The following is a 15,724-nucleotide window of genomic DNA, read 5'->3' as shown; positions in this document are numbered from 1 at the left end:
TGACTCGTCGAGAACACCAAATATACGGCTGCCTGTCCAGTGTTTAGCGCGTGTTCGGCTTTTCGTAGGTCCAGCGGTAGCTGGGCGGCGTTGGTCCCTTGTTCCGCCCGCCCTGCTGTTTCTGCTCCCATGCATGGGCGAGAATGCCGACCGAGCGGGACAGGCAAAACAGCCCCCGCGCAAGGGGCGCTTCGAACCCTAGTTCGGCGAAAATGACCGCCGTTGCGCCGTCGATGTTCATCGGCACGGGCTTGCCTGCGCGTTCTGTCAGACGGGTCTCAACCGCCATGCCTATCTGGCCAAAGTGACCCTCGACCACCCCGTCTGACGCCGCATCCTGCACCAAGGCCATCAGTCGTGGCGCGCGCGGATCGACCGGTTTGTGAAAGCGATGCCCAAAGCCGGGAATGTATTTCCCATGTTCTTTGCGCCAGCCTGCGACTTCGCGTTCCAGATCACCGCTTTTGGCAATTCTGTGGTACAGTTCGACTGCCTGCTCGCCAGCGCCGCCATGCACATCGTCCAGCATGTTGACCGCGCTGGACATCGCCTGATTAAGCGATGCGCCGCACGTCACCGCCATCCGTGCGGTCGCAATCGAAGGCGCTTGTGGCCCGTGATCGACCGCGGCCACCAAAGCCGCCTCCAAAAGCTGCGCCTGTCCGTCGCTTGGCACATCGCCGCGCATCATGAGCCAGATCATCTGCGCAAAGCTTGTGTTTCCGATCAGGTCCGCGATGGGGCGTCCGCGAATGTCTATCCGCCCCGGTTCCATGTCGATGATCGAGGTGCGCCACCAGTCTACCACGTCGCTCATATTGTGCCCGCCTTTCGCAACTCGTTGATCTCGTTCGCATCCAATCCCAGTTCCCCAAGAACCGCGTCGGTGTCTTGCCCCAGTTCGGGCGGCCCCGTGTCGACCGAAAGGGGTGCTCCGTCGATCCGCATGCCCGTCCGAAACACTTCGGCCTGACGCCCCCCTTGCAATTCGAACGCCGCGATTTGGCCCGCTGCGCGCGCTTGTTCCAACGCTTTAGGCAGGGACAGCACCCGCCCTGCCGGCACGCCGAGCGCGTTCAACTCGTCTTCCCAGACTTCTGCCGGGCGTGTGCCCAGCTTCGCTTGGATGGCTGCGTCAAGCGCTGTTCTGTTTGCCTTGCGATCCGCACGGGTTTCAAAGCGGGGATCGTCCAAAAGCGCCTCGAGACCCAGATGGCGGGCCAGTTTTTCCCATTGGTCCTGTTTGTTGGCCGCGATGTTGATCGGGCCGTTCGCGGTTTCGTAGGCGGCGGACGGTGCAGAGGTCAGATTTTCATTTCCTGCTGGCACTGCCTCGACCCCGGCGACCAGATAGTTCGACACCGCCCAGCCCATCGTCGCCATCAGCGCATCACGCATCGAGATATCGATGACGCCGCCCGGTTCTGGCGCGTTCAGGGCTGCTGAGATCGCAAGTGCTGCCGTCAAGCCGCCGACCGTGTCTGCCACGGGCCACCCGGCCCGCAGCGGGTTCGCCTCGGGTGTTCCGGTGATCGCCATCGCCCCCGAGATGCCCTGCACGATCTGGTCATAGGCCGGACGTCCTGCCAGCGCATCGTCCTGTCCAAAGCCCGAGATCGCGCAATAGATCAGGCGCGGGTTTTCGCCGCGCAGCACGTCCGGCCCGAGCCCGAGCCCGGCCATTACACCGGGGCGAAAATTCTCTACCAGCACATCCGCCTTGCGCACCAACTGCTTGAGCAGCGCCTTGCCGGAATCGTGCTTGAGGTTCAGCGTGACCGACTTTTTGCCCAGATTGGGGGCCAGAAACGAAATGCCCATGTTTCGCGCGCTCAGGCCTTCGTCTTGGCCCAGTTGCCGCGCGAGGTCCCCGCTGCCCGGCATTTCGATCTTGATCACCTCGGCGCCCAGATGCGCCAGTTGGTGACAGGCAAACGGGCCAGCCAGCACGTTGGTCAGATCGAGGATTGTTTTCCCGGCGAGTGGTTTGGCGCTCATGTCTGCTTCCGTCCAGTTGCACCAAAACCTAACCGCAAGCCAAACGAGTGTCGAACGTTCACGCAATCCCCCGTGTCACAGGCGGGTCACTCGTCAAAAGGCGGATGGCCATCGCCCATGCACGGCAAAAGCCAAACCCTATCCTGCTATCCGTCGCGTCCCGGTTCGGTTGGGTCGCTCGAATACAGGGCGATCTTGTTGCCTTGGGGATCGCGCAGGTAGCTGACATAGAAATGCGCGCCATAGTCGGCGCGAAAACCGGGCCGCCCTTCGTCACTGCCGCCCGCTGCCAGTGCGGCGGCGTGCAGGTCGCGCACCTGACGTTGGTTGCGTGCTTCGAATGCGACCATCGCGCCATTTCCGGCGGAGGCCGGACGTCCATCGAATGTCGGTTTGACGTAGAAATCCGGGAAGACTGGCTTTTTGCCCGGCTCTACAGGCAGGGCAAAGCTGAGGCCCTCTGACCCTTCTTTCAGCCCATAGTCGAGGGCGGGCAGGAATGCTGTGTAGAACCGTTTCGCAGCAGCCATGTCATCGGCCCCAACTGTGACGTAGGAAATCATTCCGCTGCGTTCCTTTTCTGGTGATTTGGACGTCTCAGGTGCGATGCCGGGTTTTGTAGGTCAACGCCCGCCCCTTCTCAACCACCGGTCCCGAAACACTGAATCGCGGGCGCGGGCGGTGCGCGTCTGTCGCGGTAAAACCGGTGCCTCTACCCGACCGCTGCCTTATGCGCGGCAAAGGTCTGGGCCAGTTGGCTGGCCTGCTGCAACCCTTGCACCGTTTCATGCAATTCACCGGCCCCGTCAAAAAGCAACAACGTCACATGAGAGACACGGTGTTTGCGCGCAAACGCAGCACCATCGAGCGTTGTGATATCAGCCACTAGACAAGTGATCCCGCAGTCATCAAAATCGCGCAACGCAGCACGCGTCTGTTTCTGCAAAGCGGTACAGGTGGGACATTGGGGATCGTGGATTTGCACGATCGCGATGTCACCCTGGCCTACACGGGTCAGATCGTGCTCAGCCGCGTAGGCGCGGAAAGACCCCATCGCCCAAAGGCCAACGCCCCCTGCCCCGGCGACAGCCAAAACCCCACCGCCTGCCAACTTCAGCATGCCGCGCCGGGTCGGTTGGGGTGGTTGGGCAGCTTTGGGTTTGCGGGTTTTTGCGCGCGACTTGGGCATCGTGTGGCGTATCCTTTTGATGCCGCCACACTAGTTCAGAAACCGATCACGCAACCCTCACGTTCGCGTCATGGAGCGAGTTTACTCAGCCGCTAACGCCGCGTTTGCAACTTCCCATGGTCTCACGAAGTCGCCCAGCACGGTTTGCACCGATGATTGTGTTGCGCCATTGAGTTCGACCTGCGCCACAAGCCCACGTTTCTTGTCATCAATGACAGAGGTCACGCGCGCCTCAAGCTCTGCTTTTTGAAGGGCTTCGTTGTAGGTACGGGTGATGGCGTCGCGGCGCAGGTCGGGTTTGAATACCTTGCCCACAGCCGTTTTGGGCAGCTCATTCATGATGGTCATGTGCTTGGGGTGCGCGGCGCGTTCGTGTACGTTTTCAGAGCAAAATGCCATCAACTCATCCGGTGTGACTGACGCTCCGGCCACCAGTTCGACATATGCACAGGGCACTTCGCCGGAGTGGATGTCGGGTTGACCGATCGCGCCTGCAAAGGCGACGGCCTCGTGGCCGAGCAGTGCTTCTTCGATCTCTGCGGGGTCGATGTTGTGCCCACCACGGATAATCAGATCCTTAGCGCGACCGGTGATCCAAAGATAACCGTCAGAGTCGATACGCCCCAGATCGCCGGTGCGCAGGAAATCGGTGTTGTAAAAGAGGTCTTTGTTCTTATCCACCTCGGTATAGGTGTGCCCCGAATAGACGCCGGGGTTGGACACACAAATCTCGCCAATCTCGTCGATGCCTGCCTCGACCGGACCTTCGGGCGTCCCTTTGTAGATTTTGACGCCAGTGTAAGGGACCGGGATGCCAACCGAGCCGATCTTTTTCTCGCCATCGAGCGGGTTGAGCGAGACCACGCAGGTCGCTTCGGTCATACCGTACCCTTCGACCAACGTAACACCAGTGGCCTTTTCAAACCGTTTGAACAGCTCTTGGGGCAGCGGGGCTGAACCGGAGAAGGCCGTTTTGATCGACGAGACGTCGGCGTCGATAGGCCGCTGCATCTTGGCCGAGATCGCGGTGGGCACGGTGATGATAAACGTCACCTTCCAGCGTTCGATCAGCTTCCAGAAGTTGTCAAACACGCCATCGCCACGATAGCCCTGCGGCGTTGGGAACACCACATGCGCGCCAGAGGCCACCGCGCCCATCAGGATCGGGTGGCATGCAAAAACGTGGAACAACGGCAGCGGGCACATCACCACGTCCTGTTCGGTGAAGAGCAGGCGATTGGCGAGCCAACCGTTGTAGATCAGGCCGGAATACTTGTGTTGCGCGACCTTGGGCATACCCGTGGTCCCGCCAGTGTGGAAATAGCAGGCGACACGGTCTTCCTGCACGTCCTCGAATTTGAGGGTCTTGGGTTGCTTGTCTACTTCGGCGTTGAAGGATTTGTACGTCGCCCCCGGTGCCTTTTCCATTTTGGGGCGGATCAGCGGGATAATCAGAGATTTGAGGCCAGAGACGTGCGCAAGCAGATCGACCTCAAGCACGGTTTTGACATTGGGTGCCAAGGCGACAGCCTTGGCGGTTTTTTCGGCCACATCCGTTTTCGGGAAAGCGCGCAAAGTGATGACAACTTTGGCGTTCGTTTCGCGCAGGATCGCGCCGATCTGTTCAGCATCCAGCAGCGGATTGATCGGGTTCACGATGCCGGCGGTGGCACCACCTAGCAGGGCAACCACGGTTTCCGTCGCATTGGGCAGAACATAGGCAACGACATCCGTCGGGCCGATCCCAAGATCACGCAGCATGTTGGCGCATTGCGTCGTGCGGTCCTTGAGCTGCGTCCACGTCAGCGTGTCTGCCTTGGATTTCGGGTCAGAGAAGATCTGGTAACTGATTGCCTTGTGGTTCGGGAATTTCTCTGCTGTGTTGCTGAGCATGCCATAAAGCGTGCTGGCAAAGTCGCGGCTTGCCCACGGCATTTCATTCTCGATAGCGTCGCGATCCGCGATCCCGGCAAAAGTCATATGCATACTCCCTGACGCGCCTTCTTGAGATCCGGGCGCATGTATTCTTCAGTGGTCAAGATGCGGTGGATGGTCGCAATCTGCAAGCTCTGCGAGACGATCCGAGCCGCAAGGACGCGGCGTCAAATGTTGTGACCCTAGGTCACAAACGGCCTTACTCGGCCGCGATCCCGTCGGTGAATTGGAGGCGCGCAAGACGGGCGTAAAGCCCACCTTCCTCGACCAACGCATCGTGGGGGCCCTGCGCCACAATGCGTCCCTGATCCAGCACGATGATGCGGTCAGCTTTTTTCACGGTCGCCAGACGGTGCGCCACAATAAGTGTGGTCCGCCCTTTGGCCAGTTTGTCCACGGCGTCCTGCACGGCGCGTTCGCTTTCCGCATCCAGTGCACTTGTCGCCTCGTCCAGCAACAGAACGGGCGCGTCGCGCAGAATGGCCCGCGCGATGGCGATGCGTTGTTTTTGCCCCCCAGACAGCATCACACCGCGTTCACCCAGCGGACTGTCGTAGCCCTGAGGCAGGGCTGAGATAAAGTCATGGGCTGCAGCGGCTTTAGCAGCGGCTTCGACCTCTTCTCGCGATGCGCCTGGGCGGCCAAAGGCGATGTTTTCTGCTGCAGAAGCCGCAAAGATCATTGGGTCCTGCGGCACCAGCGCAATGTTCTGACGGAATTTTTCTCGCTCCAAAGTCGAGACGTCGACCCCGTCCAGCCGGATGTGCCCCGACTGTGGATCATAAAAACGCAAAAGCATCTGAATGACGGTGGTTTTCCCCGCTCCGGAGGGCCCTACAAAGGCGACGGTTTCGCCGGGCTGAATATCAAAGCTCGTACCATCGAGTGCGGCGATTTTGGGCCGGGCGGGATAGGAAAAATGTACGTCTTCAAATGTAATGCGCCCCTGAATGGGTTGCGCCAACACGGCGGGGGTGTCGATGTCACGCACGTCATCACGGGTTTGCAGCAACTCCACCAGCCGTTCTGTGGCTCCGGCTGCACGTTGCAACTCTCCTATGATTTCGGACAAGGCCGCAACAGACCCAGCCACCATCACCGCATAGATCACAAACTGGATCAGTGCGCCTTGGGACATAAGGCCAGCGCGCACGTCATTTGCCCCAATCCAAAGCACTCCGACGATACCCGAAAAGGTCAGAAAAATCACGATGACGGTCATCAACGCGCGGGTGGTAATGCGGCGTTTGGCTGACCCATAGCTTGCCTCAGTAACATCGGAAAACATGCTGCGGCTGGCAGCCTCGTGGGTAAACGCCTGCACCGTTTGCACCGCACTGAGTTGTTCGGAGGCCCGGCCTGATGATGCTGCAATCCAGTCTTGATTTTCTCGGCTGAGCACACGCAATTTACGCCCTAGCACAAGGATCGGCACAACTACGGCAGGCACGATCAGCAGGACAAGACCGGTCAGCTTGGCCGAAGTCAGCAGCATCAACGCAAGGCCACCGATGAAGATCAGAAGATTGCGCAGAGCAATTGAAACAGAGGAGCCGATCACACTGAGAATCAGTGTGGTATCTGTGGTAATGCGGGACAGGACTTCACCCGTCATGATATTCTCATAGAACGTCGGCGACATTCCGATCACGCGGTCAAACACCGCTTTTCGGATGTCGGCCACCACGCGTTCCCCCAGCCGCGTCACCAGTGCGTAGCGCACCCCGGTCCCCACCGCGAGCAGGCCTGCAATGCCGATTGCGGCCATGAAGTAGAGATCGAGAATATGTGGATCTTCGGACCCGAAATTGTCCACCACGCGGCGTACGGCCAGCGGCAAGGTCAGCGAAACAATCGCCGTCGTCACCAGCGCCAGAAGGGCCGCGACCAAAAGCGGCCAATAGGGTAGCACAAAGGGCGCAAGTTCCCGCAAAGCCCCGATCTTCTTGGACTTTTCACGCTCTTCATTGCCCGAAGGAGGGGGCATTTGAGGGTTCGTGGTTTCGCTCATGCGGGCCTCGGAGTTTCTTGTCGCAGTGCAGATGGCCGAAATGGCTGTGTAAGGTCAAGTGGACAGGCCACCGCAGGCGACTGAAAGTGAGGAACTTTGGGGATTGGAGCGGGCGGCGGGAATCGAACCCGCGTCATTAGCTTGGAAGGCTAAGGTCTTACCACTACACAACGCCCGCTCAACGAATTTAGGTAGTATTTCATAGCCTTGAGGGCGTCAAGTACAGCCTTCCAGCAAGTCTGTCGATTGGATACCGAAAGTGAAACTTTGGACCTGTCGCGGTTTGATGCCGCTCAGTTAGCTGTTCTTCCTCCCCATCGACAGCAAGGACAAGGGAATGCCCTGAGGGGAAGGAACAGATCGCTCCAAACTCAGCAGTAGGGTACCTCCCTCCCCTCCGGAAACTTTAACAGTCGGGACGCCTCACTCCGCAGCTTGTCTGGTTGAGGCCAACCAGGCGTTCTTTGCAAACGCACCATCCAATGCCGTTTCTGCAACGTGGTTGGTGTAGTTGGACAGAACTTTCAGAGCAGTGCCGAGGATGACTTCCAAGACAGTTTGACGTGCATAGCCCGCTGCCAGAAATGCGTCGAGTTGCGCGTCCGTTGGCCAGCCGCGACGTTCATTTATAGCGATCGCGAATTGGCGTAAGGCCTCCAATTTGCGGTCTTCAAGGGGGGTGTTATCCCGCAAGGCTGTGATGACATCATCAGCCACCCCACCCATCTGCGAAAGCGTCGTATGAGCTGCCATGCAATACTGACAGCCATTTAGACGGTTGTTGGTCATCAGAATGATCTGGCGTTCGGTTTCTGAGAGATCGGTTTTGCCGAAGATTTTCGAAAGTGTCGCATACCCTTCGAGGATCGTTGGGGCTTCGGCCATTGTGGCATACAGATTTGGCACAAAACCGTAGCTCTCGCGGGATGCCTGAAGGATCGGTTTAGCTGCCTCCGGGGCAGAGGCCATGGTGTGCGTGGGGAAATCGGTCATGTTGCTGTCCTTATTCGCGGAAACGTTCTGACAGTCCGCTGGTGAAGATTTTCGTTGGGTCGCGGAGGCTTTCTTGAACGCGAAAGCCTCCGCGTTGCATCCCGATTGGTCAGAGTTCACTGATGGGAGTTGTCATGATTTCAGGCCATTTCGCTTCGGCACCGGCAATCACGTTTGCCTTGTCTTCGAGATATTTTTCGAAGATTGCCGCATTGACGAAGAGATAAAGCTTGCCGTCGACAATGTCGGCGTAGCGCACATCACCATCCAGTTTTTTGCCAACAAAGACACCAAAGGCGCAGAACCCGCCAAACTGAGGCAAGTATTGTGCTGGTTCAGCATCGAAAGCTGACTGTGCTTGCTCAGATGCAAAGTAGTAATCCACTCCAGCATTGGTGGAGGTGTGAACGGCAGTTCCAAGAGCAGGTGCATCGCTCTGGAACATGGAAACAGGGTCAATGCCATGCATGCCCAAGGGGTTGCCGTTCAGCGTCAGGCCATTGCCGACGTTGTATTCGTCGGCCGCAAAGGCAGCTGTCGAAATTGCCAGAGAGACAGATAGGGCTCGGATAAAAACAGAGAGTTTCATTGGATTTGTCCTTTCGTAAGAGGGGGGTGGGGGCAGAGTTAGGCAGACTGATCGATGCGAGTGACTGCTTCGTCGGTCCACCAAACGGCGTTTGCGATCATCCGGAAGTTGATTAATGCGGCGAGGTATCCATCCCCTTCAGGGACTTTCGCACCAGCGGTCGCATCCCGAACCACCGCGACTTCAAAACCGGTCTCAAGCAGTTCACGCATATGGCTTTCTACGCAAAGGTTGGCTGACATGAGCGACGGACGTGCCGGGTGATCGGCGTCGCGCGGAGCTCCCTGCAATACCGACCAGTGCCGAGAGACGATGATGCGCTACGGTTGGCGTTGATCCGGCTAGCAAAGCAATATGGTCGATACGGCTATCGTAAGATCACCGAGTTGCTTCATGTTGAAGGCCCGAGGGTGAACCACAAAAAGGTCGAGCGCCTGTGGCTCGAAGAAGGGCTACAGCTTCCGCAGCGCCAAAAGAAACGCAAGCTGCTATATCACAAGGACCATTCGATCATCCGGTTGAGGCCAACCCATCCAAACCACGTCTGGGCCATCGACTTCGTGAACGACAAGCTCAGTAACGGGCGAACCTACAAGATGCTAACTTTGCTGGACGAGTACACGCGGCAGGCGTTGGCAGTGACGGTCCGCACTAAGATGGGAGCCGAAGACGTACTTGAAGCGCTCTACCCACTCCTGCTGAGGCACGGCTCGCCGGAATACATCCGGTCAGACAACGGTCCGGAGTTCGCTGCTGAAGCAATGCAGGAATTGTTGCGAAGAGTGGGCATCAAGCCGATCCGTATCTATCCAGGCTCGCCCTTGGAGAGCGGATACAACGAGCGATTCAACGGGACACTGCGCCGCGAGGTTCTCAATGCCGAGTGGTTCACGACGACAAAGCAGGCACAGATCGTCATCAATCGCTGGCTCAGGCAATACAATCACACGCGTCCACATCAGGCGCTCAACATGCGTCCACCAGTTCCTGAAACCATATTAGAGAAAGCTCAAATCAGCGGCCCAGAAACAGGGGGCTAGACACGGGAAATGGACTTTACAGAATCTGTTTCACTTCCGCACTACGCAGCTCAAAGCCGAGCGTGTATAACGACGGCTCAGCGATCAGAGCGGACATGCCCCGACTGCCAACCGAGCAGATGCAGCAAACCTGCCGCGCCAGTCAATCCGAGAACCACACTCCAATGCAACTATAGAAGCGGCCACTCGTTGAGGCCGCAGCGAAGGCGAAAATCTCACTCTCAGCGCGACGGCGAGGTCGATGAATTCGGAGTTACTGTGAAAGCCCTTGAAGCGATCTCTGTTTTATAACGAGGACGGGTTTGAGAGCCACTTTGCCCGACTCACCGCATTTTTGTCTGACGGCGCCCCTTTGAAGGCAAATCCGTTGAAGCGTGCGATCAATAGAGATCGACGCGAAATGGCGAAATTTTCCAACTTATAGCTGCCAGTTGAATGATCCTTTCCACTGGATCTGTAGCCGCGGAGCCTGCGTTATACTTCAACAACACTTCGTCCATTGCGCTCTGGCTACTCGGCCCGAAAGCGCCATCCACTGATACGTCGCCGCCAAGTTCCAAAATCAGTTTCTGCGCCCCACCGTCCAGTGTTTTTCGTGGAAAACGGGCGATCATTTCGCGAGATCTGTTCGCGGCCCGGTGGTTGCGAAGCGCCGCAGCCTTGGCGCCGATAACGGCTGCATCGAATAGATCGTAACCGGGAACATTGCCTGACGAAACCAGATAGGCCGCTTCCTCGCCGGCGTAGGCGTCTCCTCGGTTTAGTCCTTCGGTAAACCAGTCGACTGACTTGCGAAGATCCTTTCCCGAGCTGACGAAACCATCGCGATACATGACGCCAAGATTGAATGGCGCGTCCGGTTGTCCGCCTTCGGCAGCTTTCGTGAACATTTCAAATGCGGCAGGGTGGTTGATTTTGGCGCCCCCTAGTCCACGCAGGTAGACAAGGCCCATGTTGTTGTAACCATAGATATCACCACGAAGCGCACTTTCGCGCAGATACCGCAAACCACGTTCCGGATCATAATACTCTGCGTCTTTGTTCAGATAAAAGTAGCCAAGTTCGTTCATTGCGAACGTGTGGCCGACTTCAAGAGCCCGCATCATCAGGTCGTAGCCCTCAATTTCGAGCTCTTCGTTACCGCCAAAGCGCATAAATTGGCGACCCAAAGCGTAAAACGCATAAGGGTCTCCTTCCGCAACGCCGCGTGCGAACAATTGCAAGACTTCATCGCTGGCTTGACCACTTGTCAATCCGCCGGTGATGCGCGCCTTGTTCAGTTCAGCGTTACCTAAAGCGACCCAAGCGCGAGCGTGGTTCAAATCCCGTGCCCTTTCATAAGCAGCAGCGGCTTCATCGTAGCGTCGAAGCGCCGTGAGGGCGCGTCCAAGTTGGTAATGGAAACGGCCGACAGCAGGGTCACGTAGCACTGCAACTTCGCATGCGGCCAAAGCAAACTCTGGCCGTATCTCATTGGCATAGCGTGTCACTCCCATGCCATCGGGATCAAGATGATCTCCTGCCTCGAAATCACATGCATCAGGTGTCAGATGCAGCGCTATGTTCCTTTGGTCCCCGTTGACCGACAAGACGAGTCCATCGTCAATATTACCGTCAACGAGCGAAACGGCGGGCACTTGGACGGAATCATTGATCAGAAGAAGCTTATCCACATCCGCACCCGGGATGGATTCCCCTGCCACATTACGACGAAACCCTGACTCGTCCATCAAGACCAAGCGACCGGATTTAGGACCCTCGGTGATCGTAACCTGATCAACCGGGGACAAATCCAGCGCATCACGAATGGAAAACCGGATTTCGGCCTCTGGAACAAAGTCCGCGTCAAGGATTGCCGAATTGGCAGCCGGCTCTTCCGTTGTAGAAACATTCTCAGACTGGGATGGTACGACAATTCGGACCAACCCGCGTGTCCCACCGCCACCGCGACCGTCAACAACGATGTTCTCTAATTGCGAGTCCCCGATTCCAAAGCTTGCCGGTTCGATCAGAGTCGAACTGTCCCATGGAACCTGAAGACCGTTGGTTTCCTCATAAACACGGCGGCGAACCCCCTCAAACACATCCTTGACGAGATCGTTAGGCCGCGAACTGGCCTCTTGAAACAATGCACCAGTAAACGGGCTGTTGGCACCTTCACCATCATAGGCGACGGACCCCGGTGCCGTGGAATAAACCAGCATCGAATTCAGCGGCGCGGCCTGAGAGGAAAAACCCGTTCGTGTTTCTCGAAGTTCGTTGCCGATTTGGGTCAACGCAACCTGACCGGCGAAAGGGTTATCGCGACAACTGTCCAATATAACAATTTGCAGCCGTGCGCGGGCTCCAATGATACCAACAAGGCTCCCCAGAGACACTGCTTCAAATGGTACATCATAGACTGAGTCAAAATTGGCATCGACAGGGACCAGATAATTCTCTGAACCAATTTGGAACCCGTGCCCCGCAAAGAAAACTACAACTTCCGTGTCACCATCAACGTCGAACAAAACGCGCCGTAGTACCCCTTCAAATCCGCGTTTGGTGATGTTTTCGTGATGTTTGACCTCATAGCCCTGAGATTCGAAAAACTGGGCCATAATGCGGGCGTCAGAAAGGGCATTGGGTAGGTCCGGAATCGCGCTATAGTCCGAGTTCCCAATAACAATCGCATAACGATTGGCAGCCCGGGTTTCAGCACTGACGCTGAGCTTTGGCGAAGCCTCGGAGGAACCTCGAATCAGGCGTTCGAGAGCAGGCCCATTTTGGGCGTCTGCAGTTCCTGCCGTAAGCGTAGATGCAGACAGAAGCAGCGCAGCGATCAGCGATTTTGGCCGCCTCGTTGTCACCCGCTCCAGCCTCCGCCGCCGCCTCCGCCGCCTCCGCCGCCGCCGCCTCCGCCGTCGCCTCCATCGCCACGCTCAGGTTCTTCCTCATCCGGGGATGAAATGGAACTCGAAGTGCTAGCAGGAATAGGAGCAGCGGCAGTAGTGGGCGCAGGCGCAGCGGCAGTAGTGGGCGCAGGCGCAGCGGCAGTAGTGGGCGCAGGCGCAACCGCTTGGACAACCTCCTCTGCTTCTTCGGCTTCCACCTGCGGCGGTTGGCATCCCGATAGCATCGCAAAAGTTGTCAACAGAATAGCTGATTTACAAAGCGTTTTCTTCACTGGGGTCTCCCAAAATTATTTCGTATCTCTCGATTTTTACGTAATGGACTCATCAAAAATATTGTTTGGATGGTTTACCAGACTTTTGTGCACAAATCGACCGAATGCAATAGCCACTTCGCCGAACGGTCGGCATCTTTCGGTCATCGATCACTTCCTAGGCTAAGGACGTATCACCAGAATGTGACGGTTGCTGCGAGAGCTACGGCTAACTGGAATACCTTAGGGCATCGGTCATAGCGGGTTGCTACGCGTCGCCAATCCTTCAGCCTGCCAAACATCCGCTCGAGCCTATTGCGCCGTTTGTAGCGGCACTTATCGTATCGGATGGCCTTACTACGTGACTTGCGCCCCGGAATGCAGGGCCTGATGCCCTTGTCTATCAAGGCTTCTCGGGACCAATCGGCATCATAGCCCCGATCTGCAAGTAACCAGTCCGCACCCAGTAAACTGTTCAGCAATGCTGAGGCCCCGTGTAGTCGCTGATATGACCCAAAGTAATGAAGAAACGGATCGGGCGACCACTGGTGTCCGTAACGACATGCAACTTGGTTTTCATGCCACCCTTCGTCTGCCCGATCCGGCGTCCACGCCCCTCTTTTTTCAACCCTAGGCTTGAGGCAGCACGGTGTGCTTTGAGGTAGGTCGCGTCGATAGAGAACTGGGGCCTCTGCTGCCGGCCCCGTCATTATGCGGGCGAACACACCCATATCGCTCCGGCGCTTCCAACGATTGTACAGCGTCTTGGGGAGGCCATACTCCGCCGGTGCATCACACTAGCGAAACCCATTGCGGTTGATGAAGATTATGCCACTCAGAATACGCCGATCATCGACACGTAGCTTACCTCGGCTCTTCGGAAAATAGGCCCGAAGCCGCGCCTTCTGCTCGTTGCTCAGTCAGAAAAGATTACTCATCAAGTCCCCATCACTTTGGAATCTTGAAGCGCCCTGTCTCGCAAACCTCAAGGCAACTAATGGGCCCTGAACCTAGGCCGCGATACCCCTTCCAATTCCCGGTTTTCAGCGGGCCAGATTGCAGCAACCCAGCGCGTTGCCTCAGTGGCGTTGGCCTTTTTTGAACGGCGTTGGTCGGAATTTGATGCATCAGATGGATCTTAGGAGCCCAATATCAAAGCGCGCCTGATCCAAACCCAAGGATCCGAACACCATGTGTGGCTAGGCACCCTCCAGGCCGAGGTTGGATAGATGATTTAACGGGGCACTAATCAATGTCGGTCGCTTGGAAGCTGGCTATCAGTCCTGAAACAGTGGAAGTATTTCGCAAACGGCTCTACAGAAAATGTGGTATTAGCTCACAAGCAAAACTGTTTAACTTGATCCTTCCTTTGCTGGGGGAATGCATGCTGCAGGACAAAAGTAATCGTAGTGCCCTGAAGAGTCTCCGTAATTTACCAAAAAGTCTGAATTGGCCTGTTTATGATACTATCCCCGCGGCAATGCTGGTTACACATGAGAAAAAGAGCGACTTTTAGCCTTCAAACCAGACCAACTCGACCCGTCTGCGCCATCGCGCTCGATAGCTCTGCCGTGAGAACTTCCCACAACCTGTGCAAACCCTCTTCGCCAGCTGCCGCAATGGCAAACTGTAGAATGCGGCCAAAGAAGGCGTAGTTTGCCCCCTGTTCAAACGCTTTCAAAACATCTTCGCCGTTGCGCAGTCCGCTATCGTAAAACAGCGGGTACTCTGGCCCTACCGCAGCGCGAATCCGCTCAAGCGCGTGGATCGGAGCGGGTGCGCTTTCCAACTGGCGCGCACCATGATTGGAGACTTGAACGGCGTCCACGCCCTCTGCCTTGAGCAGCTGTGCATCTTCCGCGTTGGTCACGCCTTTGATCACCAATTGCCCATGCCATAGATTGCGCAGGTCCTTGAGAGTATTCCAATCCGCCTTGGCGCGGCTTTCGGTCCGATCAAAATCGAAACCGTCCATCTCAAAATTGGCCATCTGTGGGCGCCCTGCGGCGAGCGAGCTCAAGGACCAGTGCGGATGTAGTGCGAAATCCAGAAATTGGCGCGGTCCGATGCGGAACGGCATTGTAAAGCCGTGGCGCAATTCCCGCGGCCTCCGGCCGACTTCAGGCACATCGACGGTCACGACAAGGGTTTGGTATCCCGCATCTTGCGCGCGTTTGGCCAGTTTGAAGGACCCGGTTCCGTCACCACTGAAATAGAGCTGGAACCATGCGTTGCCTTCCGCCACCTCGATCATCTTTTCCAGCGGAGTGGAGGCCACCGTCGACACGCCAACCGGCACTGAGTCGCGCGCCGCCAGTCGCGCTAGCATGAGATCGGCACCCGGGCCGGACAGATTGCACATGCCCATCGGCGCGATCCCAAAGGGACGTTTGGCCGTTTTGCCGAACAGAGGTACGGCTAGGGTGCGGTTGCTGACATCCCGAAGAATGCGCGGCTCAAGGCATAAATCGTCAAGGGCCGCGCGATTGCGTGCGGCCCCCATCTCGCGGCCCGCCGCGCCGTCGATGTAATCAAACACCATCCACGGCAGACGGGACTTGGCCAGGCGCCGCGCATCCTCACTGGAATGAATACGCGCGGCGCGGCTCATCAGCTTGCGACCGCCTTCATGAACCTGACTTTGATGACGACGGGGTCCATGGTGATCACTGGCAGCTTGATGTTGCCGCTGTCGCATTTCACCACGATGATCGTCATCTGCTTGCTGTCGATCGCCGCTTGCAGCGTCGCGCCCGTGTCCACGTCCTGACAGGTGACGACGTTCTCGCATCCGCAGGCAGCCGCCACTTTCTCAAGCGCTGTC

12 protein-coding genes, 1 tRNA gene and 3 pseudogenes are annotated in these 15,724 nt (G+C 57.2%); 2 read left to right on the top strand and 14 right to left on the bottom strand.

Annotated features, from left to right (window positions below; translation table 11 throughout):
* Window positions 1–43: 43 nt before the first annotated feature.
* From ABJD00_RS11585 to ABJD00_RS11540, 10 genes are all read right to left on the bottom strand, one after another.
* Window positions 44–817 (bottom strand): citryl-CoA lyase, encoded by a 774-nt coding sequence (locus ABJD00_RS11585; protein WP_413833196.1) that lies wholly within the window; start codon window positions 815–817, stop codon window positions 44–46.
* A complete protein-coding gene (locus ABJD00_RS11580; protein WP_413833194.1) occupies window positions 814–1,998 on the bottom strand; it encodes a CaiB/BaiF CoA transferase family protein in 1,185 nt (394 codons plus the stop codon). The genes ABJD00_RS11585 and ABJD00_RS11580 overlap by 4 nt, the downstream gene beginning before the upstream one ends.
* Window positions 1,999–2,144: 146 nt before the next feature.
* Window positions 2,145–2,561, bottom strand: coding sequence for a VOC family protein (locus ABJD00_RS11575; protein ID WP_413833192.1), 417 nt, complete (start codon window positions 2,559–2,561; stop codon window positions 2,145–2,147).
* A gap of 149 nt (window positions 2,562–2,710) precedes the next feature.
* Window positions 2,711–3,187 (bottom strand): hypothetical protein, encoded by a 477-nt coding sequence (locus ABJD00_RS11570; RefSeq protein WP_413833190.1) that lies wholly within the window; start codon window positions 3,185–3,187, stop codon window positions 2,711–2,713.
* A gap of 81 nt (window positions 3,188–3,268) precedes the next feature.
* The gene (locus ABJD00_RS11565) at window positions 3,269–5,167 is read right to left on the bottom strand and encodes an acyl-CoA synthetase (protein WP_413833188.1); all 1,899 of its coding nucleotides are present in this window, start codon (window positions 5,165–5,167) and stop codon (window positions 3,269–3,271) included.
* A 154-nt stretch (window positions 5,168–5,321) separates the two neighbouring features.
* Entirely contained in the window at window positions 5,322–7,133 is a 1,812-nt protein-coding gene (locus tag ABJD00_RS11560) for an ABC transporter transmembrane domain-containing protein (RefSeq protein ID WP_413833186.1), read from the bottom strand.
* A gap of 104 nt (window positions 7,134–7,237) precedes the next feature.
* Window positions 7,238–7,311, bottom strand: a tRNA-Gly gene (locus ABJD00_RS11555).
* Window positions 7,312–7,556: 245 nt separating this feature from the next.
* Entirely contained in the window at window positions 7,557–8,126 is a 570-nt protein-coding gene (locus ABJD00_RS11550; protein ID WP_413833184.1) for a carboxymuconolactone decarboxylase family protein, read from the bottom strand.
* Between the two features lie 109 nt (window positions 8,127–8,235).
* The gene (locus tag ABJD00_RS11545; RefSeq protein WP_413833182.1) at window positions 8,236–8,715 is read right to left on the bottom strand and encodes a YHS domain-containing (seleno)protein; all 480 of its coding nucleotides are present in this window, start codon (window positions 8,713–8,715) and stop codon (window positions 8,236–8,238) included.
* A gap of 38 nt (window positions 8,716–8,753) precedes the next feature.
* A complete protein-coding gene (locus ABJD00_RS11540) occupies window positions 8,754–8,957 on the bottom strand; it encodes an isochorismatase family protein (RefSeq protein ID WP_413833180.1) in 204 nt (67 codons plus the stop codon).
* A gap of 15 nt (window positions 8,958–8,972) precedes the next feature.
* On the opposite strand from ABJD00_RS11540, the pseudogene ABJD00_RS11535 reads away from it, so the two are divergent.
* Window positions 8,973–9,755 (top strand): annotated as a pseudogene (locus ABJD00_RS11535) (IS3 family transposase); the annotation flags it as partial.
* Window positions 9,756–10,135: 380 nt separating this feature from the next.
* Here the strand turns inward: ABJD00_RS11535 and ABJD00_RS11530 are convergent.
* Entirely contained in the window at window positions 10,136–12,604 is a 2,469-nt protein-coding gene (locus ABJD00_RS11530) for a caspase family protein (protein WP_413833178.1), read from the bottom strand.
* 99 nt (window positions 12,605–12,703) lie between these two features.
* On the opposite strand from ABJD00_RS11530, the gene ABJD00_RS11525 reads away from it, so the two are divergent.
* A complete protein-coding gene (locus tag ABJD00_RS11525) occupies window positions 12,704–13,087 on the top strand; it encodes a hypothetical protein (RefSeq protein ID WP_413858621.1) in 384 nt (127 codons plus the stop codon).
* A gap of 7 nt (window positions 13,088–13,094) precedes the next feature.
* On the opposite strand, the pseudogene ABJD00_RS11520 reads toward ABJD00_RS11525, so the two are convergent.
* The 3 genes and pseudogenes from ABJD00_RS11520 to ABJD00_RS11510 form a co-directional block, all read right to left on the bottom strand.
* Window positions 13,095–13,820 (bottom strand): annotated as a pseudogene (locus ABJD00_RS11520) (IS5 family transposase).
* Window positions 13,821–14,419: 599 nt separating this feature from the next.
* Window positions 14,420–15,511 carry an alpha-hydroxy acid oxidase gene (locus ABJD00_RS11515; protein ID WP_413833174.1) on the bottom strand — a complete coding sequence of 364 codons (1,092 nt, stop codon included), beginning with the start codon at window positions 15,509–15,511 and terminating at the stop codon, window positions 14,420–14,422.
* Window positions 15,511–15,724 (bottom strand): annotated as a pseudogene (locus ABJD00_RS11510) (sulfopyruvate decarboxylase subunit beta); the annotation flags it as partial. The pseudogene ABJD00_RS11510 and the gene ABJD00_RS11515, both read right to left, overlap by 1 nt.

Source organism: Tateyamaria sp., from assembly GCF_039945315.1.
Taxonomy (GTDB): Bacteria; Pseudomonadota; Alphaproteobacteria; order Rhodobacterales; family Rhodobacteraceae; genus Tateyamaria.
The sequence above is the reverse complement of the archived record's forward strand: the minus strand, read 5'-3'. Positions and strand labels throughout refer to the sequence as shown.

Coding starts and splice junctions, on each gene's coding strand:
- ABJD00_RS11585 (WP_413833196.1), bottom strand. CDS start 817: ATGAGCGACGTGGTAGACTGGTGGCGCACCTCGATCATCGACATGGAA.
- ABJD00_RS11580 (WP_413833194.1), bottom strand. CDS start 1,998: ATGAGCGCCAAACCACTCGCCGGGAAAACAATCCTCGATCTGACCAAC.
- ABJD00_RS11575 (WP_413833192.1), bottom strand. CDS start 2,561: ATGATTTCCTACGTCACAGTTGGGGCCGATGACATGGCTGCTGCGAAA.
- ABJD00_RS11570 (WP_413833190.1), bottom strand. CDS start 3,187: ATGCCCAAGTCGCGCGCAAAAACCCGCAAACCCAAAGCTGCCCAACCA.
- ABJD00_RS11565 (WP_413833188.1), bottom strand. CDS start 5,167: ATGACTTTTGCCGGGATCGCGGATCGCGACGCTATCGAGAATGAAATG.
- ABJD00_RS11560 (WP_413833186.1), bottom strand. CDS start 7,133: ATGAGCGAAACCACGAACCCTCAAATGCCCCCTCCTTCGGGCAATGAA.
- ABJD00_RS11550 (WP_413833184.1), bottom strand. CDS start 8,126: ATGACCGATTTCCCCACGCACACCATGGCCTCTGCCCCGGAGGCAGCT.
- ABJD00_RS11545 (WP_413833182.1), bottom strand. CDS start 8,715: ATGAAACTCTCTGTTTTTATCCGAGCCCTATCTGTCTCTCTGGCAATT.
- ABJD00_RS11540 (WP_413833180.1), bottom strand. CDS start 8,957: ATGTCAGCCAACCTTTGCGTAGAAAGCCATATGCGTGAACTGCTTGAG.
- ABJD00_RS11525 (WP_413858621.1), top strand. CDS start 12,704: ATGGAACTCGAAGTGCTAGCAGGAATAGGAGCAGCGGCAGTAGTGGGC.
- ABJD00_RS11515 (WP_413833174.1), bottom strand. CDS start 15,511: ATGAGCCGCGCCGCGCGTATTCATTCCAGTGAGGATGCGCGGCGCCTG.